Origin of the sequence: Enterococcus sp. AZ079 (genome assembly GCF_050547255.1) — a bacterium.
GTDB classification, from domain to species: Bacteria; Bacillota; Bacilli; order Lactobacillales; family Enterococcaceae; genus Enterococcus_D; species Enterococcus_D casseliflavus.
In genome coordinates this window covers 2,962,818-2,984,446 of the sequence record NZ_CP172955.1, presented here as the reverse complement: position 1 = coordinate 2,984,446, position 21,629 = coordinate 2,962,818, and the positions used below count along the sequence as shown (strand labels likewise).

General features: G+C 45.2%; 19 protein-coding genes and 1 other annotated feature. Of the genes, 16 read left to right on the top strand and 3 right to left on the bottom strand.

The features are described from left to right. Window positions 1–58: 58 nt before the first annotated feature. On the bottom strand, window positions 59–964 hold the full coding sequence (locus IGJ15_RS14155) for a sensor histidine kinase (RefSeq protein ID WP_010748674.1): 906 nt from the start codon (window positions 962–964) through the stop codon (window positions 59–61). A 14-nt stretch (window positions 965–978) separates the two neighbouring features. After that, window positions 979–1,647: a response regulator transcription factor gene (locus tag IGJ15_RS14150; protein WP_010748675.1), complete on the bottom strand. Its 669-nt coding sequence runs from the start codon at window positions 1,645–1,647 to the stop codon at window positions 979–981. A gap of 157 nt (window positions 1,648–1,804) precedes the next feature. On the opposite strand from IGJ15_RS14150, the gene IGJ15_RS14145 reads away from it, so the two are divergent. From IGJ15_RS14145 to IGJ15_RS14115, 7 genes are all read left to right on the top strand, one after another. Continuing rightward, a complete protein-coding gene (locus IGJ15_RS14145) occupies window positions 1,805–2,497 on the top strand; it encodes an NAD-dependent protein deacylase (protein ID WP_010748676.1) in 693 nt (230 codons plus the stop codon). Between the two features lie 13 nt (window positions 2,498–2,510). Then, on the top strand, window positions 2,511–3,359 hold the full coding sequence (locus IGJ15_RS14140; RefSeq protein ID WP_010748677.1) for a chorismate mutase: 849 nt from the start codon (window positions 2,511–2,513) through the stop codon (window positions 3,357–3,359). Next, window positions 3,356–3,880, top strand: coding sequence for a transcription repressor NadR (locus tag IGJ15_RS14135; protein ID WP_005227206.1), 525 nt, complete (start codon window positions 3,356–3,358; stop codon window positions 3,878–3,880). Before IGJ15_RS14140 ends, IGJ15_RS14135 begins: the two co-directional genes overlap by 4 nt. Window positions 3,881–4,001: 121 nt before the next feature. After that, window positions 4,002–4,240: a binding site (T-box leader), on the top strand. Window positions 4,241–4,600: 360 nt separating this feature from the next. After that, the gene (locus IGJ15_RS14130) at window positions 4,601–5,677 is read left to right on the top strand and encodes a methionine ABC transporter ATP-binding protein (protein WP_010748679.1); all 1,077 of its coding nucleotides are present in this window, start codon (window positions 4,601–4,603) and stop codon (window positions 5,675–5,677) included. Continuing rightward, entirely contained in the window at window positions 5,678–6,358 is a 681-nt protein-coding gene (locus IGJ15_RS14125; protein ID WP_010748680.1) for a methionine ABC transporter permease, read from the top strand. It abuts the gene before it with no gap. Between the two features lie 52 nt (window positions 6,359–6,410). After that, a complete protein-coding gene (locus IGJ15_RS14120; protein WP_010748681.1) occupies window positions 6,411–7,250 on the top strand; it encodes a MetQ/NlpA family ABC transporter substrate-binding protein in 840 nt (279 codons plus the stop codon). A 59-nt stretch (window positions 7,251–7,309) separates the two neighbouring features. Then, window positions 7,310–8,518 carry a M20 family metallopeptidase gene (locus IGJ15_RS14115; protein WP_010748682.1) on the top strand — a complete coding sequence of 403 codons (1,209 nt, stop codon included), beginning with the start codon at window positions 7,310–7,312 and terminating at the stop codon, window positions 8,516–8,518. Window positions 8,519–8,596: 78 nt separating this feature from the next. On the opposite strand, the gene def is transcribed toward IGJ15_RS14115, so the two are convergent. Next, complete coding sequence (def, locus tag IGJ15_RS14110; protein WP_005227211.1) at window positions 8,597–9,160, bottom strand: peptide deformylase; 564 nt, start codon at window positions 9,158–9,160, stop codon at window positions 8,597–8,599. A 246-nt stretch (window positions 9,161–9,406) separates the two neighbouring features. Between def and IGJ15_RS14105 the strand changes: the two genes are divergently transcribed. The 9 genes from IGJ15_RS14105 (at window position 9,407) to argC (ending at window position 21,595) form a co-directional block, all read left to right on the top strand. Further along, window positions 9,407–10,471 carry a DUF871 domain-containing protein gene (locus tag IGJ15_RS14105; RefSeq protein WP_010748683.1) on the top strand — a complete coding sequence of 355 codons (1,065 nt, stop codon included), beginning with the start codon at window positions 9,407–9,409 and terminating at the stop codon, window positions 10,469–10,471. Next, window positions 10,464–11,372 (top strand): N-acetylmuramic acid 6-phosphate etherase, encoded by a 909-nt coding sequence (murQ, locus tag IGJ15_RS14100; RefSeq protein ID WP_430599167.1) that lies wholly within the window; start codon window positions 10,464–10,466, stop codon window positions 11,370–11,372. The genes IGJ15_RS14105 and murQ overlap by 8 nt, the downstream gene beginning before the upstream one ends. Beyond that, window positions 11,372–13,384, top strand: coding sequence for a glucose PTS transporter subunit IIA (locus IGJ15_RS14095; RefSeq protein ID WP_010748685.1), 2,013 nt, complete (start codon window positions 11,372–11,374; stop codon window positions 13,382–13,384). The genes murQ and IGJ15_RS14095 overlap by 1 nt, the downstream gene beginning before the upstream one ends. 128 nt (window positions 13,385–13,512) lie before the next feature. Then, window positions 13,513–14,544, top strand: coding sequence for an LPXTG cell wall anchor domain-containing protein (locus IGJ15_RS14090; RefSeq protein ID WP_010748686.1), 1,032 nt, complete (start codon window positions 13,513–13,515; stop codon window positions 14,542–14,544). A 266-nt stretch (window positions 14,545–14,810) separates the two neighbouring features. Next, the gene (locus IGJ15_RS14085; protein WP_005227217.1) at window positions 14,811–15,479 is read left to right on the top strand and encodes a TetR/AcrR family transcriptional regulator; all 669 of its coding nucleotides are present in this window, start codon (window positions 14,811–14,813) and stop codon (window positions 15,477–15,479) included. After that, window positions 15,472–17,199 carry an ABC transporter ATP-binding protein gene (locus IGJ15_RS14080; RefSeq protein WP_005227218.1) on the top strand — a complete coding sequence of 576 codons (1,728 nt, stop codon included), beginning with the start codon at window positions 15,472–15,474 and terminating at the stop codon, window positions 17,197–17,199. Before IGJ15_RS14085 ends, IGJ15_RS14080 begins: the two co-directional genes overlap by 8 nt. Then, window positions 17,196–19,076, top strand: a complete 1,881-nt coding sequence (locus IGJ15_RS14075; protein ID WP_010748687.1) for an ABC transporter ATP-binding protein — start codon at window positions 17,196–17,198, stop codon at window positions 19,074–19,076. Before IGJ15_RS14080 ends, IGJ15_RS14075 begins: the two co-directional genes overlap by 4 nt. A gap of 204 nt (window positions 19,077–19,280) precedes the next feature. Beyond that, window positions 19,281–20,426: an acetylornithine transaminase gene (locus IGJ15_RS14070; protein ID WP_081116173.1), complete on the top strand. Its 1,146-nt coding sequence runs from the start codon at window positions 19,281–19,283 to the stop codon at window positions 20,424–20,426. Window positions 20,427–20,572: 146 nt separating this feature from the next. After that, window positions 20,573–21,595, top strand: coding sequence for an N-acetyl-gamma-glutamyl-phosphate reductase (gene argC / locus IGJ15_RS14065; RefSeq protein WP_010748689.1), 1,023 nt, complete (start codon window positions 20,573–20,575; stop codon window positions 21,593–21,595). Window positions 21,596–21,629 lie beyond the last annotated feature (34 nt).

Genomic DNA, 21,629 nt, shown 5'->3' with positions numbered 1-21,629 from the left:
AACAGGACCGACCGCAAAAGGTCAGACTGTTGGGCGTTTTTGTCCGTGTAGCCAGTGTTTAATGGGACTTAGCAGACTGCTGCCAAGCCAAAGTCAAACGAAACGTCTCTTCGGTTGTATCCAATTGAATCTTGCCCTCTAATGCATGAGTCAATGCCGCGATGATATACAGACCAAGTCCAGCTTGCTGTTTGTGCCGTGAAAGGTCTTCCGTATAAAAGCGGTGAGTCAATTTTTCTGGGTGCTGAATCGGTGTCCTCAGCTGATTCTCCTGTTGGAAAACGATGCGATCTCCTTGTTGTTTCAAGCGGATCGTTCCCGTTTCATTGCCATGTTCCAGCAGATTACCAAGGACATTTTGAAAAATACGCTGCCAACTTTTTTTATCTGAAATGATCATGATATTGGGTTGGATCGCAACCGTCAGTGATAAATGGTTTTCCTCAAAAGAAGGATAGAGCTGGAGCAGTTCCTCCTCCAGCAAACGAGAAAGATCGAATTCTTCTAAGGTCAAAGCCAGTTGATTGTCTTTGAGGCGCTGATAGGTCAATAACTGCTCCAGATGATTTTCGACTTTTTCTAGGTTACTGCTGACTTTTTCCAACAACTGCAGCTGTTGGTTGTCGAGGGTCGTATCGGCTTGCAGCAGTTGTGTGTAGCCGCTGGCGACCGTTAAAGGTGTGCGCAAGTCGTGAGAGATATTTTGAATGGCTTGTTCCAATTGCTGGTTTTCTTGCAGCATTTGATAGTGTTGCTGCTTATTTTTTCTAAGTATCTGATTGTTTAACAAGGCGATCGCTTTTAAAGCGGGCACTCGGGTCTGCAAATGGATCTCTTGATTTGTTTCGATTTCGCTGATTCTTGCTAATTGTTGGTGGTACTTTTTCAGATCATACAGTAAAAATAGCCAGTAACCGATCAATAAAGCAACGATCAAGGCAGCGAAAAACTGAAGTATATGCATGGGGTTCCTCCTTTTTAAGCTAACTTGATGCCGATGCCCCAGACAGTATCGATATACGCTTCCTCTGGATCGAGTGTTTTGATTTTGCTGCGTAAATGGCTGATATGGACATTGATCGTGTTTTCTTCACCGTAATAGGGTTCTTGCCAAACAGCTTCATAGAGCATTTCTTTCGTATAAACTTTTTTGGGGTTGGCTAAGAGCAGGGAAAAAATCTCAAACTCCTTTTTCTTCAACTGAACCGTTGCTTCTCCTCGTTGCAGCTGAAACGAGTCAGGCAACAGTTGAATGTTTTTATACGAGAGGCTGCTGGCAACAGGAGGGGCTTGTTTATTTGTGCGCAACTGAACAATGATACAGGCTTTTAATTCTTCGACATTGAAGGGTTTCGTTAAGTAATCATTGGCACCCGCCAGCAAAAGGGTGGAAACATCGGCTGGTTCATCTAAGGCAGTCAAGATAATGACGGGGACCGTGGAGGTTTGGCGAATCTCTTGCAAGACTTGTGTCCCATCTTTACCAGGGAGCATTCGATCTAGCAAAATCAAGTCGAAAGCATCTTGCTGAAAAAGTAGCAGACCTTCCGTGCCTGAATAGGCTTGCTGGACAGTATAGTCAGCTGCTAAAATAGTAGCCAACATTTCGCTGATCTCATTGTTGTCTTCGATAATCAAAATTTTCATTTGGTTTTCCCATTCTCCTTGCATTTGTTGCATCTATTATAAGCAATTCCGCACGAAAAAGCATTAGTTGCTTTTAAAAAAGAAAATGGCTGATTTTTCGCAAAAACGGTTCTTTTTCGGTTAGAATAAGAGAAAAGCCATAAAGGAAGTTAGAACGATGAAGGTATCTATTGAGCAAGCAATCGCAGCGGTCACCGCCGCATCATCCGTGACCTTTTTGACGGGGGCTGGTGTTTCGACCCCATCGGGCATTCCTGATTACCGTTCCTTAAAAGGGGTCTATCAAGGAGTGGCACAGCCAGAGTATTTGTTAAGCCATGACTGTTTAGAAAACGAACCGGAAACATTTTATCAGTTCGTCAAGCACCTCTACCATCCTCAAGCACAGCCTAATATCATTCATCAAAAAATGGCTGAGCTGCAAGCGAAGAAAACCGTCTGGGTCGTTTCGCAAAACATCGATGGCTTGCATGAAAAAGCAGGCAGTCACCAAAGAATCGATTTTCACGGCTCTTTGTACAACTGTTATTGCCGAAAATGCGGCAATCAGGTACCTTGGCAAGCGTATTTGCAAGATTGGCACCATGCAGGGTGCAGCGGTCAGATTCGGCCAGCGATCGTGCTTTACGGGGAAGGATTTACTGATGAAACCATTGAAGGAGCCATTCAAGCCGTTGCTCAAGCCGACCTGACGGTGGTCGTGGGGACTTCGCTGCAAGTCTATCCTTTTGCAGGGTTAGTCGATTACAGCCAGCAGGTGTTGGTCATCAATAAGGAACCATTGGCGATCCCGAATGAATATGGCATGTTGACCGCAGCAGCCGAAACGTTTTTCCAGAAAATTGAATGAAGGAGTTTATGATATGACACAACGTACCGAAAAAGAGAAAATGATTGCTGGCGAATTGTACTTTTCCCCAGATCCAGAATTGGTGGCAGATCGAAAATATGCCCGTGAACAAATGAACCTGATCAACCAAGAAACTGATACAAAAATCAAAGAGCAGTTACTAAAAGAAACTTTCGGCTCTGTGACTGGTCGAATCTATATCGAACCGAATGTCCGCTTTGATTATGGCTACAATATTTCTGTCGGCAAAAACTTCTATGCTAACTACGACTGTGTGCTATTAGATGTTTGCCCGATTACCTTTGGCGACAATTGTATGCTGGCACCCAATGTTCGGTTGTTTACGGCGACTCATCCATTACATCCGGTCAAACGAAATAGCGGCTTAGAATTAGGGGCACCGATCGTGATTGGCGACAACGCATGGATCGGTGGTGCGGCCACGATTTTGCCAGGGGTCCGCTTAGGCAACAATGTCGTGGTAGGCGCTGGCAGTGTCGTTACCAAATCATTCCCAGACAATGTTGTGTTGGCGGGAAATCCAGCACGGGTCATCAAGACGATCGATTTAGAAGAAGAAAACAACCAGCAAGATCCCTTGGCTGTTCAGCGGGCAGCGATCGATGACATTGATTGGCAAATCACGCATCTTTTGGAAAAACGTATGAGCACGGTCAACGAAATCGTACAATTGAAGAAAAGCAGTCAATTGCCAGTATTAGATGAAAATCGTGAAGAGAAAGTGCTGGAAAACATTCGGCAGGCGATTTCTAATCAAGCCTATGAAGAAACGATTTTGGCTATGTTTCAATCAATTATGAACCACTCAAAAACCTATCAAGTGAATCAATTGGAGGAATGAGTATGGATGGAGGAACACGTCGAGAAAACATTTTAGCGGCATTGAAGCAAGCGGACAAAGCGATCAGTGCCAGCAAACTGGCAGAATCCCTCGGAGTCAGCCGTCAAATCATCGTTGGGGACATTGCCTTATTGCGAGCAGCTGGTGAAGCGATTGTGGCTACGGCTCGCGGCTATCGTCTGCAAGCGCTGTTGGATGAGGCAGGGCATGTAAGTAAGCTCGCGGTGCAGCATCGACCTGAACAAACGGAAGAAGAATTGCGCATCTTTGTCGCTTGTGGTGTGGAAGTGGTCGATGTCATCGTTGAGCATGAGATCTATGGAGAGATCACTGGCAATTTGCAGATTCAAACAGACCAAGACGTGACTGATTTCATCAACAAAACCAAACATGCAGAAGCCCGCTTGCTCTCAGATTTAACCAATGGGGTACACTTGCATACGTTGCGCTACACCGATCCTGCGGCTCTGGAAAAAGCCAAACAACAGTTAGCAGAAAAAGGCATGCTCTATCAAAATTGAGGCGTAAACCATTCTGGCAAGGACGCTTTGCGGAAGTCTTGGCAAATCCTCAGATGAAAAAATTGTGATTTTTTGTTGACAAGGTGTTCATTTTCCAGTAAAGTACTCTTCAACAAGAATAATGAATCTGTTGAGAAGGAAAGTAACCGCGGATACTTCAAAGAGAGACTCTGGTTGGTGGAAAGAGTCAAGTCAGAAGCGATGAAAAATGGCCTTGGAGGATTGATTGTCGATAAGTAGGCAATCACGGATGCGCACTATCGTTACAAAGTGCACCAATCTCTAGCACGACTAGACGTTGGGTTGAGGGAAGGGAAACCTTCTAAACAAAAGGTGGTAACACGAGTATTCGTCCTTTTACTAGCAAACGCTGGTAAAAGGACTTTTTTTATACCCAAAATCAAATAGCACCACACACGAAGAATTGGTAAGTACAAAAGCACGTTTTTTCAACAGAGAGCTTCGGTAGCTGAAAAGAAGCATCAAACGACTTTTAGAAAATGGCCAAGGAGTGATTCGTTCCGAGCAGTAGTTTGCAAGGCGACGACGGTAGCGACCGTTATCTGGCTAGAGTATGATCGTACTCGAAAAGGAGCTGTATGTGAGTGCAGCTTAAACTGAGGTGGTAACACGCAAAAAGGCGTCCTCAAACAAGTCACAGGTGACTTGTTTGAGGATGCCTTTTTTTTATTGAAAAAGACAAGAACTAGGGGGAAGACGATGATTTCATTAAAAGACATATCAGTAACATTCAATCAACCAAAGAAACCCGCGATCCAAGCGGTCAAAAACGTATCGATCGAGATCGACAAAGGGGACGTTTACGGCATCGTGGGCTACTCAGGCGCCGGGAAAAGTACACTCGTCCGTGTGATCAACTTATTGCAGCGCCCAAGTAGCGGCAGCGTCGTCGTCAATGGTACCGAGCTGACCACGCTTTCTGCGAAAGCCCTGCGAGAAAAACGGAAAACGATCGGAATGATCTTTCAGCACTTCAACTTGATGGACAGCCGCAATGTTTTTGATAACGTGGATTTCTCCTTAAAATATGGGGGACGGTCCAAACAGGAACGTCATCAAAAAGTAACCGAACTGTTAGCATTGGTGGGATTGGAAGAAAAAGCCCAAGCGTTTCCTAGCCAACTATCTGGAGGACAAAAACAGCGGGTCGCGATTGCCAGAGCGTTAGCGAATGATCCAGAGATCTTGCTTTGTGATGAAGCAACCAGCGCCCTTGATCCGAAAACGACCTTACAGATATTGGCTTTGTTGAAAAAATTAAATCGAACCCTCGGCTTGACTATCGTGATCATTACTCATGAGATGCAAGTCGTCAAAGAAATCTGCAACAAAGTGGCAGTGATGGAAGACGGCGAAGTCATCGAGCAAGGTTCAAGCGTTCAGATTTTCAGTCAACCAGAAAAACCATTGACCAAAGATTTCATCCGAACGGCGACGCACATCGACCAGGCCTTAGAAACGATCCTTGGCAGTTCGAAGTTTTCTTCCTTGGCACCAAATGAATGGCTGGTGGAGCTGTCCTACGTTGGCGATCAAACCAATGAACCACTGATCGCCCAATTGTACAGCCGCTACAAAGTGACCACCAATATTCTTTACGGCAACGTGGAGATCTTGCAAGAAGTGCCGATCGGCAGCTTAGTCGTTAGCTTATCTGGCGAATACCATCAGCGTAAACATGCCTTAGAATACTTGAAGGCTCAAGGAGTTTACACCAATATTTTAAAAGAAAATCATGCAGAACCATTAAACAATGTGATTAAAGGAGGATTTTAGATGGCTGCCTTATTAGAAAGATATTTTCCCAATGTTGTTGCGATCCAAGATGAATTTGTGACAGCAACGATCCAAACCTTGTATATGGTTTTTTGGACCTCTTTGATTGCGGGCATCTTAGGTATCTTGTTAGGGATCGTCTTGGTAGTAACTCGACCGAATGGGATTTTAGAAAATCGACCGCTCTTTGAATTTCTCGATAAAGTCATCAATGTGGTCCGCTCGATCCCCTTTATTATCTTATTGACGTTACTAGGAACCTTTACCCGATTCCTTGTTGGAACGACCATCGGCGAAACAGCAGCATTGGTTCCTCTGATTGCTGGGATCATCCCCTTCTTTGCTCGGCAGATCGAGATCGCCTTGCTAGAAGTTGACCCCGGTGTCGTAGAAGCAGCTGAAGCGATGGGCACCAGTCCTTTCGGTATCATTTTTCGGGTCTATTTACCAGAAGGCGTGGCGGGAATCATTCGGGTCTCTGCATTGACTGTGATCAATGTGATCGGATTGACCGCCATGGCAGGAGCTGTTGGCGCTGGTGGTTTAGGCAACTTAGCCATCACCCGCGGGTACAACCGATTCCAGACCGATGTCACGATCATGGCGACCTTGATCATCTTGGTATTCGTTTTTATCAGTCAATTTGTCAGCAACCTACTCATTAAACGAGTATCACACTGACCACTACTTACGTACAAATAAAAAAACAAGCAAGTCTATGGAGGAAGCAAAAATGAAAAAAATCGTACAATCAATCGTTTTAGGGGCAGCATTATTCTTTATTACAGGATGCGGAAACAATGGCAGTGCCGCAGCCAATGACCAAGAAGAAGTGACGGTGAAACTAGGGATGATCGGGGCGGACACCGACGTCTGGGATGATGTCAAGGATCGTTTGAAAGACGAAGGCATCAATTTAGAATATGTCCAATTCTCTGATTACAATCAACCCAATGCAGCTTTAGCTGATGGGTCCATCGACCTTAATTCATTCCAACACCAATTTTTCTTGGACAACTATAATGAAGAATTTGGTACTGATCTCGTATCGATCGGCAATACAGTCAATGCGCCATTAGGCATTTATTCCGACAAAGTGACGGATGTCAACGATTTGGCGGAAGGAGCTAAAGTTGCGATCCCTAATGATGTGACCAATGGTGGTCGGGCATTGCTTTTATTACAATCAGCTGGATTGATCAAAGTGGATGAAGCAGCCGGACAAACACCAACGGTCGCGGATATTACAGAAAATCGTTTGAACTTAGAAATTTCAGAACTTGATGCAGCGCAAACCGCCCGGGCACTTTCGGATGTCGATGTTTCGGTCATCAATAGCGGCATGGCGGTGGATGCAGGATTTGTACCAACCGAAGATGCGATCTTTTTAGAGCCTGTTGATGAAACGGCCCGTCCTTACGTCAACATCATTGCCGCCCGTAAAGAAGAGGAAGACAATGAAGTTTACCAAAAAGTGGTCGCTGCTTACCAAACAGAGGATACGAAAAAAGTCATCGAGGAAACGTCAAAAGGATCAAGCGTTCCTGCTTGGGAAACCTTTGGGGCAAAATAAGCACCATGTAATTTGATAAAAAAACTGAAAAAGCATGTATAAAAAGGAGAGATTTGATTATGACAACAGCAACTATTACGAAAGCAGCCATCAAACCATTTATCCAAGAGCGTTTAGCCGCTTATCAAGCCTTGGCATTAGATATCCACAATCACCCAGAAGTCAGCAACTATGAGTTTTATTCAGCCGATGCCCTGATCGCCCAATTAGAAAAAGAAGGCTTTGCTGTCAAAAAGGATGTGGCAGGCCATCGCACCGGCTTTGATGCCCGCTATGTCAGTGGAAAACCGGGTCCGACGATTGCCTTTTTAGCCGAGTATGATGCGTTACCTGGCATCGGTCATGCCTGCGGACACAATCTCTTCGGGACTTATTCCGTCTTAGCTGCCAGTGCTCTGCAACCTTTCATCGATGAGCTAGGCGGGGAGATTCGAGTCTATGGGACGCCAGGAGAAGAAGGTGGAGAAAATGGTTCCGCTAAAGGCAGTTTTGTCCGTGAAGGGTTCTTCGATGATGTCGATGCCGCTCTTTGTGTCCATCCAGCCCATCGCTATGGCAAAACGACGGCTTCATTAGCCAATGATCCAGTGGATATCAAGTTCTATGGTCGGGCTTCCCATGCGGCAGCGGCACCAGAAGAAGGCATCAACGCGTTAGAAGCATTGCTGCAAGTCTTTAACGGGATCAATGGGTTGCGCCTGCATTTACCAAAAGACGTCAATATTCATGGTGTGATCACCGATGGCGGCGTGGCAGCCAATGTCGTGCCAGAATATGCAGCCGGTCGTTTTTATTTACGAGCTGCCAATCGAGCAACCTTGAATGATGTCTACGAGAAAGTCGAAAACATCGTAAAAGGAGCAGCTTTAGCTACGGGAGCGACCTATGAATTTGGTTTGTTCCAAAACTCCGTCGACGATGTGATCGTGACACCAAGTTTTGATGAGATCTTCTTCGCCCATGCCCAAGAAGCGGGCGTACCTGCCGATGAGATCGATACGGAAGCCAAAACAAGCCTTGGTTCGTCTGATGTCGGCAATGTCAGTCAAGTGATCCCGACGATCCAACCCACCGTTTCGATTTCAGATGACTACATTGCGGGTCATTCGGAAGAATTCAAAGCCGCTGCCAAGAGTGAAAAAGGCTTGCAATCGATCGCCATCGCGGCGGAACTTTTAGCGCTGACGGCATTAGACCTTTTTGAACAGCCAGCGTTATTAGAAAAAATCAAAGCCGATCATCAAGAAAGCCTAGCGAAAGGCAATTAATGCCAAAACCGTGAAGGAAGATAGTCAATAGTATAGAAAAAAAGTCTCTGCCGCAAAATGTCGGTAGAGACTTTTTAGTTAGTCGATGACTAAAATGCCTTCTTTCAATGAAAAAGGATTTTGTTGATTGATATGATCGTAGAACATGACCCCGTTCAAATGATCGATCTCATGCTGAACGACGATCGCAGGATAGTTCTTCAAACGAACTTTTTTCTTTTTGCCGTTGATGTCGTAATAGCTGATCGTGATCCGGGCATGGCGTACCACGTAGCCAGGGACTTCACGGTCCACGGACAGACAGCCTTCGCCTTCACCCAAACAAGCTTCTTGCACGGAATGACTTAAAATTTTGGGATTGTATAGAACATCTTTAAAATCAGGTTCTGTTTTTTCTGGGTCGCTGCTAGGGACGAGGACCGCTGTGATTCGTTTTGAAATATCTAATTGAGGAGCTGCTAGACCAACGCCGCCTCTTAATTCAAGTTCTTCTGCCTTGACTGGATCTTGGCTATTTTCTAAAAAGGTCATCATTTCTTTTCCCAGTGCGATATCTTCTTCGCTCAAAGGAAAAGGTACTTCTTTTGCTACTTCACGCAAGGTTGGATTGCCTTCGCGAATAATATCATCCATTGTAATCATTGATGATGTGATTCCTCCTACTATGTAAAAATGACGAAAGCAAGTTTCGTTCCTAATAAAGTGTACCATAAGTGTAGAAAGAAGGGCATAAGAAAGTTTAAACGGTAAAGCTTTCTTATTAAATGAAACAATATTTCTATATTAATGATTTAATTATGAAATATAGTTGCGAATGGGAAAAGAATCAGTTATAATGCTTTTATAGAAAACGGTATCACGAAAGTGACCCATCAAGGAGGCAAAGAGATGTTCGGCTTTTCTGTATTTATGAACGAAGACTTGACGGCAGCAGAACTTGAGCAGATGACTGCGATGGCATCAGGCTTTAAAGGGATTTTCACCTCCATGCACATACCAGAAGATGATCGCAGTACTTATCGGCAGCGTTTGACGGACTTGGGAGGTTTCGCAAAAGACCATCAGCTGTCTTTAATGGTAGATATTTCTGGAAACGCATTAGCAGAAGCGGGCTTTTCCATCGACAATCTGGCGGAACTAAGGGAGATCGGTGTCACTGGTTTACGAATGGATTATGCGATCGACAATCAGCAAATCGCAGCTTTTTCAAAAGAAATGACCATCAGTTTGAATGCCAGTACATTGACGGAAAAAGACATTCGAGAGCTGCAGGCGTATGGAGCCGATTTTACTCGTTTGGAAGCTTGGCACAATTATTACCCCCGACCAGAAACGGGACTGGATGTTGGCTGGTTTCAGGAGAAGAACCGCTGGTTGAAAGCACAAGGCTTTTTCGTCCAAGCCTTTGTTCCAGGGGATGCCAAGAAACGCAGACCGTTATTTCAAGGATTACCCACACTGGAAAGACACCGCAACTGGTCGCCTTTTGCCGCAGCGATCGACTTATTGGCAACTGGCTCAGTCGATGCTGTTTACATTGGCGATGGCATGGTTTCTGAAAAAAGTGCCCAGCAGTTTGCGACGTATCTGCAAGAAGCGCGGATCGTTTTGCGGGTCAAAGATCTTGGTTCCACTTACTTTGAACACGTCTTAGGGAATCACCAAAATCGTTACGATGAAGCTCGGGATGTCTTGCGCAGCGCCGATGCCCGTTTCAATGCCATTCCAGAAGTCACACCTGAACTTAGCCAAGAGCGGCCAGTGGGGGCTGTGACGATCGATAACCAAGAGTACTTGCGCTATATGGGAGAGATCCAGGTGTGCAAACGACCTTTGCCGACAGACCCAAAAGTCAACCTCGCCGCTCAGGTGATACCAGCCGATCTGCCGTTGATCCAACAAATCAAAGCAGGGATGCGATTTAAATTAGAAAGAGATGATTCCGATGAATAAAATCAATTTAGACAAATTAACGACCGAACGACGCAACAGTGAAACGAGCAATTTAGATGAAATGACGATTTTAGAAGCGTGTCAAAAAATGAACCAAGAAGATCAAAAAGTTGCCTATGCGGTGGAAAAAGAAATTCCTAGTATTGAAAAAGTGATTGAACAAACCATCGTCGCTTTTAAAAAGGGCGGACGCTTGATTTATCTTGGCGCTGGGACAAGTGGTCGATTAGGCGTCTTGGATGCGGCCGAATGTGTCCCAACCTTTGGGGTATCACCTGAGATGGTGGTCGGTCTGATCGCCGGTGGCGAAGAAGCGATGACGGTCGCTGTCGAAGGAGCAGAAGACTCCTTAACGCTAGGCAAACAAGACCTTGTCGATTTGAAGTTGAACCAAAATGATATGGTGATCGGGATCGCTGCCAGTGGCAGAACCCCTTACGTGATTGGGGCGCTTGACTATGCCAATGAGCTCGGTGCCACAACGGCTACGATCGCTTGTAATAAAGACGCGGAGATCTCTCAGCATGCCAGCTTTCCAATCGAGGTCGATTGTGGACCAGAATTTCTGACAGGTTCGACTCGCTTGAAATCTGGGACTGCCCAAAAACTGATTTTGAATATGATCTCGACGTTATCGATGGTAGGGATCGGCAAAGTCTACAATAATTTGATGGTCGACGTGAAAGCGACCAACGAAAAATTGGTGGAACGCTCAAAACGGATCATCATGCAGGCGACTGAAGCTGATTATGAAATAGCCGCCGCGGCATTTGAAGAAGCAGATCAGAATGTCAAATTGGCGATCGTGATGCTGTTGACTGATAGCACGAAAGACGAAGCACAAGCAAAACTTGCCACGGCACAAGGGTTTGTCAAAACGGCGTTAGGAGGAGAAAAGTAATGGCAAAAGAAACACTGACGGTAGAAGAGTTAGCGGAGAAGATTTTTCAAGAAGCCGGCGGAATGGACAACGTAGAAACAGTCAATCACTGTATGACTCGCGTACGAATGACCGTCCGCGACCACGACAAGGTCGATCAACAAGGGTTAAAAGAGATTCCCGGTGTAATGGGTGTGGTCAATGATGAGCAGCTGCAAGTCATTATCGGACCAGGGAAAGTCAACAAAGTAGCCAATGCAATGGTGGCAAAAGCTGGTGTTGATTTAGGGCAAGAGATCCCACCGCAAAAATCAGGCAAAGAGGCGTTATCAGAAAAAACGGCAGAGATGAAAGCAGCCCAAAAAGCCAAACAAAAATCATCACCATTAAAGTCGCTGCTGAAAGATATTTCTAATATCTTTGTTCCAATGATTCCAGCCTTCGTTGGTGCAGGACTCGTCGCAGGGATCGCTTCTGTCCTGACCAATATGATCACGGCTGGCCGATTAGATGGAGATACTTGGAATTATTATGTCATGATTTTAAACGTCCTCAGAAATGGGATGTTCACCTATTTAGCGATCTTTACTGGGGTCAATGCAGCGCAGGTCTTTAAAGCCAATCCAACCCTTGGTGGCGTGATCGGTTCGATCATCTTGCTGACAGGTATGAACCCAGAAGCCCCGATCCAAAACTTGTTCACTGGCGAAGCTTTAGCTGCCAACCAAGGAGGGATCATCGGTGTGATCTTCGCTGTATGGCTTTTGGCGAAATTAGAGGCAGTGCTGCATCGAGTGATTCCTGAAGCGATCGATATTATCGTGACCCCGACGTTGTGTTTGCTGATCATCGGTTTGACGGAGATTTTCTTGATCATGCCATTGGCAGGTCTGATCTCTGACAGCTTAGTCGGTTCGATCACTTGGGTCTTGAACGTGGGCGGTGCTTTCTCTGGGTTTGTCTTAGGGGCGGCCTTCCTACCAATGGTCATGTTTGGTTTGCATCAAATTTTGACCCCGATCCACATTCAAATGATCGAAGCAACAGGCAGCACGCAATTATTACCGATCTTAGCCATGGCTGGTGCTGGTCAAGTCGGTGCAGCTTTAGCCTTATGGGTACGACTACGTAAAGACAAAGAGCTTTCTGAAATGATCAAAGGTGCATTGCCAGTTGGGATCTTAGGCATCGGCGAACCATTGATCTATGGAGTGACGTTGCCATTAGGTCGACCATTTATCACTGCTTGTATTGGTGGTGGGATCGGTGGTGCGGTCATTGGCGCTTTGACAAATATCGGCGCAACGGCGATTGGACCATCAGGGCTAGCTTTGATCCCCTTGATTGCCAACGGCCGTTGGATGGGCTATATTTTCGGCTTGTTAGCAGGCTATGCTGGCGGCTTCGTTGCCACCTACTTCTTTGGGATTCCGAAAGATCGCTTAGAAGCAGTCAAAGAAAGCGAGGCAGAAGAAGCAAAACCAGCTGCAACCGTTACTGTGCAACCGCAACCAAAAGAAACGAGTGAAACGGCTGCAAAGGAAATGACAGCAAATCCATCAAAAGAACCGATCGATACCCCTTTATACGCAGTAGCCACAGGCACGACAAAAGCGATCAGTGCATCAAGTGATCCGGTATTTTCGCAAAAAATGATGGGCGACGGGTATTTCGTCTTGCCAGACAATGGTGCGATCTATGCACCAGCAGCAGGAACCGTCACGACGATTTTTCCCACGAAACATGCATTGGGGATCAAGACTGCCAGCGGGCTAGAGATTCTGCTGCACATGGGTGTTGACACCGTCGAATTGCAAGGAGCACCTTTTGAGATCCTGGTGGAGGAAGGCCAAGCCGTGACACCAGCTACCCAAGTTGCCCAAGTCGATTTGGCACAGTTGACGGCTAAAGGCAAAGCTTCTGAGATGCTCGTGATCATCACCAATATGGAGCAAGTAGCCAATATCGAAGGGTTACCAGGAACAGAAACAAAAGCGGGTCAAGCCGTCATGCATGTGGCAACGATAAAATAATGTTAAAACCTCTATCGGATAAAGATAGAGGTTTTTTTTAAGAAGTTACTAAATAGATTGCGAAAAATTTCCCTTTATGTTACAGTTTCGTTACAAAGGGAGTGTTCCCATTCGAGGAGGCAATGAGGATGAAAAAAATAATTTGGTTCGGACTAATGACGCTGGCTTTTTCACCACTGATGGTTCATGCAGATGAAACAGCTACGAGTGAAAGTGGCAATCAGGCTGCCGTTAGCGAGACGCTTTCATCAGAGGAGCAATCAGGAACGGATCAGACACAAGCTGCTGTCCAAGAAAGTACAGTAGAAAATCAAGAGACGGATCAATCCGCTGCTTCAGAAACTACGACTACCGAGAATCAAGAACCAGTCGATTCCGAAGCTGTTATTGCCTCGATCCAAGCAGAGACGGGGACGCAAGATGTCAGTGAGATCAACACGTTAGCCGATGAACCTAGTTCGCTGCGTAGCGCCTTAACCCAAGGGATCACTGAAGGAAGTGTGACCGCATTTACCCAAGAACAGTTGGACCAGTTGACAGATGAAGAATTGACCAATGGCAATCGTCTGGCGCTACGTTATTCCAGTGATGCGATGGGCTTTGATATTGCTTACTTAGCAAAAATCATCGGTGCCTTGTTTGTCGATCAGACGTTATCCTGGGAAGCCATTGAGCCGCAACTGGCTTTTGATGCAAATAGCTACGCCAGTTTTGCTGACTTGATTCCTGTTGTGGATCAGCTGCAAGAATATTTACGGGTCGTCTATCCAGCAGACGGAGTCTTTTTACATTTGAATCAAGCCGTTTCCAACGAATGGATGATCTCAATTTTGACCAATTTAAATCAGATGGAACAAGAGATGCAAGTCGATCCAGATGCCTTTGTCCCAGGACGGATCTCTTATATCATTCAAGCGGCAAATGATTCCATGTATCTGCCTACAGGCACGCAAACGAGTACGTCTGAAGAAGCGACCGCAACATCGACGAGTGCTCAAGAAACAGCGACAACGACTTCTTCGAAAGAGGCCAACGCTACTGCCGATGGTGAAAAAACATTACCTAAAACCAATGAAGCGCCAAGCTATACCTTACTGATCGCAGGTGTTATCCTGCTGCTGATCGTTTTCTTGATTCTATGGCGCCGCAAGAAAAAATGATTGTTATTTATAATCGTTAGAATGAAAAAATAGCAACCTTCGTTTTCCATCAGGGAAACGAAGGTTTTTTGTTTTCAGAAATTTCATTGGTTATTTCTTTTCAAATAACGCCCTTTATAAAAAGACCAGAATCGATTCCTTCATAAAAAAGTCAAATTTAAATTCTTGTATTCTCTGGTGAGGGGTGTATAATGACACAGTGTCATATGACAACGTGTCATATCGAGAGCTGTGATTTATTTTAAATTAGAAAGGAGTTGCTTGTGATGCCGACCGATACATTTTTTCACTTGCCGCCAGAAAAACAAAAGCGCATCTTAAATGCGGCGAAAAAAGAATTCTCAAGACTGCCGCTGAAAGACGCCTCGATCGCCAACATCATCAAAGATGCCGAGATTCCTCGCGGGAGTTTTTACCAATACTTCGAAAACAAAGAAGATCTTTATTACTATTATTTCCATACGTTGAAAAAAAATAGTCAGCGAGATCTGCTGAAATCGATCCAACATGAAAACGGGGATCTGTTTGCGGGGTTCGAATGGTACTTTTCACGTATGATCGCCGAGGTTTTCAAAGGCAAAAACGCAAACTTTTACCGCAATTTATTTATGAGTATGGATTATCGTTCCTTCCATAAAGTCGTGCCAGAGATGCAGCACAAGATGCATCAAGAAAACAAAGCCGATCGGCAGAAGCAGCAAGCCATCTTTTTGTCAGAGGTCGACAAAGATTTATTGAAAGTCAAAGACGACCATGAGTTGAAAATGCTGATCCAGCTGCTGATGCATACCGTCTTTTCGACGATTGCCGAAGCCTATCGCCAATCAGCGTTTGATCCAGACTATGATCCTGCCGAAGCGATCGCTGATTTCAACAGTAAAGTCCGCTGGTTAAGAGAGGGCGCAAAAAAAGAAAGAGGGGAAACCTATGATTAAGCTGATAAAACGCGTATCCGTCATTTCTATAATCATGGCAGTGGTGTTTATGGTGATCCAAGTCGTTTCTGATTTGTATCTACCGACATTGACTTCCAATATTATCAACAATGGGGTGGCGACAGGCGACATTGATTACATTTGGAAAACCGGCTTTTACATGATCGGCTTTTCATTGATCAGTATCATCGCCGCTTTAGGAAATACGTATTTCGCAACAAGAGAATCACAAAAATTAGGACAAAAACTACGTTCGGACATTTACCAAAAAGTTGAGAATTTTTCTTCTCGATCGTTTGATAAATTTGGGACCGCATCATTGATTACAAGAACCACCAACGACGTCAACCAAATTCAAATGGTGACGCAAATGTTTTTACGTATGATGATCAATGCACCGATCACACTGATTGGGGCGAGTTTCTTGGCCTATCAAAAAGATGCCCAATTAACCCGAATCTTTTTAGTCGTTATTCCTATCATGCTAGTATTGGTCGGCGGTATTATGTATTTTGCCGTTCCTTTATTCAAAAGTATGCAAAAGAAAACCGACCGTTTGAACTTAGTCTTTCGTGAAGGCTTGACGGGGGTCCGCGTTATTCGGGCATTTGACAAGACGGATTATGAAGCGAATCGCTTTGATGAAGCCAACAAAGATTACACCCACACCGCGATTAAAGTAAACACCATCGTGGCATTGATGATGCCATTGATGACGTTGATCATGAGTGGGACGAACATTGCCATCACATGGTTTGGGGGTCATTATATTGCCGAAATGACCTTAGAAGTCGGAAACTTGATTGCGTTTATGACCTATGCAATGCAAATTTTGATCAGCTTTATGATGCTGTCCATGATCTTCGTGATGGTGCCAAGAGCCCAAGCATCAGCTGATCGGATCAACGAAGTCTTAAATGAAGAAGATGAAATTCTCGATCCAAAAACACCAGCGACATTGAGCTTACAAGGGGACCAAGCAACCTTGGCCTTTGACCATGTGGCGTATCGCTACCAAGGCGCTGAGAAATTGGCGTTGGAAGATATCGATTTTCAAGCAAAATCTGGTGATTTTGTTGCCATCATCGGTGGGACGGGCTCAGGGAAAACGACCTTAGTCAATCTCTTGCCTCGTTTGTACGATGTGGAGTCTGGTGCAATCAAAATCAATGGGGTCAATATTGCAGAAGTCACCCAGCACAATCTACGAGAAGTCGTGGGCTTTGTTCCGCAAAAAGCGGTACTGTTTTCTGGTACCATTCGTGAAAATATGAAATACGGAAAACCCGATGCATCAGATGAAGAAATCTGGCAAGCACTAGAGATCGCCCAAGCCAAAGATTTTGTCTCCGAACTGGCAGATGGCTTAGATAGCCGTGTAGAACAAGGCGGCGGCAACTTCTCTGGTGGACAACGTCAACGTTTAGCGATCGCTCGTGCGTTAGTGAAACAAGCAGATGTCTATGTCTTTGATGATTCCTTCTCCGCACTGGACTTCAAAACCGATGCCAACTTACGAGCAGCGCTGAAACGCGACATGCAAGACAGCATTATGGTCGTGGTTGCCCAACGGGTCAGCACCGTCATGGATGCCGATACGATCTTAGTATTGGATGAAGGAAAACTCGTAGGAAAAGGAACCCATGAATCATTAATGGCAGACAATGAAACCTACCAAGAAATCGTTTCTTCACAATTGAGAGAGGAGGATCTTGCATGAGTGAAAAGAAAACAACAACACAACACCGTGGCGGACCAATGGGCGGCGGTCCAGGCCGTAACATCGGTGCCAAAGGACCAAAACCAAAAAACTTTTGGGGGACGGTCAAACGGCTTTTCGGGTACATGTCGAAACGCTCCATCGCTATCATTGCCGTCTTCGTTTTAGCGATCGCAGCCGTGATCTTCCAAATCCAAACACCGAAAATTTTAGGGGAAGCGACCACTGAAATTTTTAAAGGTGTCATGATCGGTGCGCAGCAGATGCAAGCCGGCCAACAGGTAACAGAATTTCCTATCGATTTTGAGAAAGTTGGTCAAATCATTTTGATCGCGATCGGCATGTATGTGATTTCAGCCGTCTTCAACTTTCTACAACAGTTTATTATGACCCGTGTCTCGCAACGGACGGTTTATGAGCTGCGTCGTGACTTAGATGAAAAAATGAACCGCTTGCCGATTTCTTACTATGATACTCACTCAAATGGGGATATCATGTCACGGGCGATCAATGATATGGATAATATCGCAAGTACCCTGCAACAAAACTTGACCCAATTTATTACGAGTGTCGTGACCTTTATCGGGGTTTTGTGGATGATGCTGACGATCAGTTGGCAACTGACTTTGGTTGCTTTAGCAACGGTTCCTTTAAGCTTGATCGTCGTGATGATCGTCGCACCAAAATCGCAAAAATTCTTTGCGGCACAACAAAAAAGTTTAGGATTGCTCAATGACCAAGTCGAAGAAACTTACGGCGGTCATACCGTTGTCAAAACCTTCAACCATGAAGCTGCCGATCAAGTCGTTTTTGAAGAAGAAAATGACCGTCTGTATTCCGCTGGTTGGAAAGCCCAATTTATTTCAGCGATCATTATGCCCTTGATGAACTTCATTAAAAACTTAGGCTATGTCTTCGTGGCTGTCCTTGGTGGGATCAAAGTGGCGAATGGGAACATGACGTTAGGGGATGTGCAAGCATTCTTGCAATACACCAATCAATTCTCTCAACCAATCACTCAAATCGCTAGCTTACTAAACACCATCCAATCAACCGTTGCATCTGCCGAACGGGTCTTTGAAGTCTTTGATGAAGAAGAAATGACTGATGAGCCTTCTGGATTGCCAGTGGAAGACAGTGAATACAAAGTTCGTTTCGATCATGTTCAATTTGGTTATGCGCCAGACAAATTATTGATGACCGATTTTAATCTGGATGTCAAAGCTGGTGAGATGGTGGCTATCGTAGGACCTACCGGCGCTGGGAAAACCACGCTGATCAATCTCTTGGAACGTTTTTATGATGTTTCTGGCGGTAGCATTCGTTACGATGGCAAAGATACCCGAGACTTGACTCGTGATGAGTTGCGTAGTAATATCTCGATGGTGCTGCAAGATACGTGGTTGTTTACTGGTTCCATCTATGACAACATTCATTATGGAAATGAAAAAGCAACCAAAGAGCAAGTGATCGCTGCGGCGAAAGCTGCCCATGTGGATGATTTTGTTCGCAAATTGCCAGAAGGCTATGATACGGTCTTGAATGAAGAAGCCAGCAACATCTCCCAAGGTCAACGTCAGCTGATCACGATCGCCCGCGCCTTCTTAGCGGATCCCGACGTTTTGATTTTGGATGAAGCAACTTCTAGTGTCGATACGCGGACGGAAATCTTGATCCAAAAAGCAATGGGTCGTTTGTTAGAAAATCGGACCAGCTTTGTGGTTGCTCACCGTCTCTCTACGATTCGTGATGCTGACAATATCATCGTGATGAATCACGGGTCCATTGTTGAGACTGGAAATCATGAGGAATTGATGGCACAAAACGGTTTCTATGCAGACCTGTATAACAGTCAATTTTCAGAAGAAGTGGCGTGATCCACTGTTTGTAATGAAAGAAATTCTTCCCCAAATGATGATAAACAGACCGCCAAAGGTTGACTGAAAGAAAGCAGTGATTGTCACTGCTTTCTTTTTTTTATGAATTTTTATCGCTTTAATTTAAATATTTATTGCAATTTATTGGATTGAAATGTATATTAATACATAATTTCGAATGATCCAAGACAAGGAGTGAAACCAATGAGTCATCTTTTTCCTAATTACAGCCGTTTACCCATCGACATCCAGCAAGGCAACGGCAGCTATGTGGTAGATTCGCAAGGCAACCAATATTTAGATTTAACAAGTGGCATCGGGGTCGTTAATCTCGGTTATGGGCATCCCAAAGTGCAAGCCGCGTTGATGACCCAAGCAGAGCAGATTTGGCATGTGCCGAATTTGTATGACAGCCAGTTGCAAGAAGAAGTTGCCCAGAAGCTGACCCAAAATCAAAAGAGCGCCTCAGACGAACCGTATCTGGCTTATTTTTGCAATAGTGGCGCTGAGGCGAACGAAGCTGCTTTAAAGCTGGCTCGCAAAGCGACTGGCCGCAGCAAAGTCATTAGTTTTGAACAATCTTTCCATGGTCGAACCTTTGGGGCGATGTCTTTGACTGGGCAAAGTAGTATCCATGATGGGTTTGGACCGTTAGTACCAGAGATGGTGTATGTACCCTTTAATGACCTTGAGGCATTGCAAGCCGTTTTAGATGAGCAGACGGCAGCCGTGTTTTTAGAATTGATCCAAGGCGAAGGCGGTGTGATCCCTGCTGAGGTGGCGTGGGTCCAAGCGGTGGCAGCCCTTTGTCAGGAGTTGGGGGTACTACTGGTGGTGGATGAGATCCAAACCGGGATGGGACGGACAGGAACCCTGTTTGCTTTTGAAGGATATGGCATTGAACCTGATCTTTTTACCGTAGCAAAAGGGCTTGGTAACGGGATCCCTGTCGGAGCGATGCTAGGCAAAAGCCATTTGCAAACGGCTTTTGGACCCGGTAGTCACGGTTCGACCTTTGGTGGCAATAAATTAGCGATGGCTGCTGCTAGTGCTGTTTGCAGTGTGTTGCAAGAAGGGGACATTCAAGTCAATGTTCACTTGCGCCAGCAGCAGTTTCTCGACGGATTGCAAGGACTATCTAAGGTGCAGGCGATTCGTGGGAAAGGATTGATGATCGGTATCGAATTAGCCGATTCGGAAAGCTTGCAATCCGTGTTGACCCAACTGCGGAACCAAGGCCTCCTCGCATTAAAAGCGGGATCCAAGGTTTTGCGCTTGCTGCCGCCTTTAACGATCTCGCAAGAGGAAACGACAGCAGCCTTGGCGATTTTGCAAGCTGTCTTAGCATAATTGCATAAAAATAGATTTTTCGGGCTTTTTTTCTTATAAAAACCGAATAATAGTGAATTTATTTTGAATAGTTTTATAAATAATCATTGACAGAGCGATGGGAGTTTCTTATAATCTTAAGTAAATTCTTTTGAGGAGTGACGTGTTTGAAGGCAGCAATCGTTGGTGTAACAGGGTATACCGGAATTGAATTGATTCGTTTGATCCAGCAACATCCCCAATTGGAGGTGGGCACCTTGCATAGTCATTCTATGCATGAAAATTCATCTGTTTTGTATCCTCATTTAATTGGACTGACAGAGCGGCTGATCGAACCTTTTGATGCAGAAAAAATCCAAAAGGAAAATCAACTCGTGTTTTTTGCGACTCCTGCTGGAATCAGCAAAGAACTCGCAGCGACTCTTGTCGCAAATGACTTTCCAGTGATTGACCTTTCTGGTGATCTGCGATTGAAGGATCGGGATAGCTATCAAAAATGGTATCACCAAGAAGCTGCACCTGCCGAGTTGTTGGCACAAGCGACCTATTCGCTGCCTGAGTTTGCACCGACTCCTGGCAATTTGATCGCCAATCCAGGCTGTTATGCGACTGCTGCCATTTTAGCTGCTGCGCCGTTGGTTCAGCAAAAACTATTCAGCGGTACGTTGATTTTTGATGGCAAGTCGGGTTTGTCGGGTGCTGGTAAGAAATTGACGGACAGCAGTCACTTTGCAACCGCTGCGGATAACATGACGATGTATAAGCCAAATCAGCATCAGCACATTCCTGAGATCATGCAGCAGTTTCAGCAATGGGATCAGGCAATGCCGCCGATCCAATTTTCTACCAGCTTACTGCCTGTCAAAAGAGGGATCTTTATGACGCTTTATGCGCCTATCAAAGACGCGATTTCGCAAGAGGACATCTATGAGCAGTACGTAAAAACGTATCAAGACCATCCGTTTGTCCGAGTGCAACCGTTAGGAAAGCTGCCCGAGCTGCGGCAAGTGACGGGAACGAATTTTTGTGACATTGGCATATGTTTCAATCCGCTGACCCAAGTGTTGACCGTTATCGCAGTGATCGATAATTTAGGCAAAGGGGCTGCTGGCCAAGCGATCCAAAACTTCAATCGATGGGCAAAGATACCAGAAACGACTGGTCTTATGCAAGCACCGTTATATCCATAAAATAGCCAACAGACGCGTGAGGATACTCGTGTCA

Excerpts from the sequence above, each read along its gene's own strand:
- IGJ15_RS14155 (WP_010748674.1), bottom strand. The coding sequence starts at position 964 with ATGCATATACTTCAGTTTTTCGCTGCCTTGATCGTTGCTTTATTGATC.
- IGJ15_RS14150 (WP_010748675.1), bottom strand. The coding sequence starts at position 1,647 with ATGAAAATTTTGATTATCGAAGACAACAATGAGATCAGCGAAATGTTG.
- IGJ15_RS14145 (WP_010748676.1), top strand. The coding sequence starts at position 1,805 with ATGAAGGTATCTATTGAGCAAGCAATCGCAGCGGTCACCGCCGCATCA.
- IGJ15_RS14140 (WP_010748677.1), top strand. The coding sequence starts at position 2,511 with ATGACACAACGTACCGAAAAAGAGAAAATGATTGCTGGCGAATTGTAC.
- IGJ15_RS14135 (WP_005227206.1), top strand. The coding sequence starts at position 3,356 with ATGAGTATGGATGGAGGAACACGTCGAGAAAACATTTTAGCGGCATTG.
- IGJ15_RS14130 (WP_010748679.1), top strand. The coding sequence starts at position 4,601 with ATGATTTCATTAAAAGACATATCAGTAACATTCAATCAACCAAAGAAA.
- IGJ15_RS14125 (WP_010748680.1), top strand. The coding sequence starts at position 5,678 with ATGGCTGCCTTATTAGAAAGATATTTTCCCAATGTTGTTGCGATCCAA.
- IGJ15_RS14120 (WP_010748681.1), top strand. The coding sequence starts at position 6,411 with ATGAAAAAAATCGTACAATCAATCGTTTTAGGGGCAGCATTATTCTTT.
- IGJ15_RS14115 (WP_010748682.1), top strand. The coding sequence starts at position 7,310 with ATGACAACAGCAACTATTACGAAAGCAGCCATCAAACCATTTATCCAA.
- def (WP_005227211.1), bottom strand. The coding sequence starts at position 9,160 with ATGATTACAATGGATGATATTATTCGCGAAGGCAATCCAACCTTGCGT.
- IGJ15_RS14105 (WP_010748683.1), top strand. The coding sequence starts at position 9,407 with ATGTTCGGCTTTTCTGTATTTATGAACGAAGACTTGACGGCAGCAGAA.
- murQ (WP_430599167.1), top strand. The coding sequence starts at position 10,464 with ATGAATAAAATCAATTTAGACAAATTAACGACCGAACGACGCAACAGT.
- IGJ15_RS14095 (WP_010748685.1), top strand. The coding sequence starts at position 11,372 with ATGGCAAAAGAAACACTGACGGTAGAAGAGTTAGCGGAGAAGATTTTT.
- IGJ15_RS14090 (WP_010748686.1), top strand. The coding sequence starts at position 13,513 with ATGAAAAAAATAATTTGGTTCGGACTAATGACGCTGGCTTTTTCACCA.
- IGJ15_RS14085 (WP_005227217.1), top strand. The coding sequence starts at position 14,811 with ATGCCGACCGATACATTTTTTCACTTGCCGCCAGAAAAACAAAAGCGC.
- IGJ15_RS14080 (WP_005227218.1), top strand. The coding sequence starts at position 15,472 with ATGATTAAGCTGATAAAACGCGTATCCGTCATTTCTATAATCATGGCA.
- IGJ15_RS14075 (WP_010748687.1), top strand. The coding sequence starts at position 17,196 with ATGAGTGAAAAGAAAACAACAACACAACACCGTGGCGGACCAATGGGC.
- IGJ15_RS14070 (WP_081116173.1), top strand. The coding sequence starts at position 19,281 with ATGAGTCATCTTTTTCCTAATTACAGCCGTTTACCCATCGACATCCAG.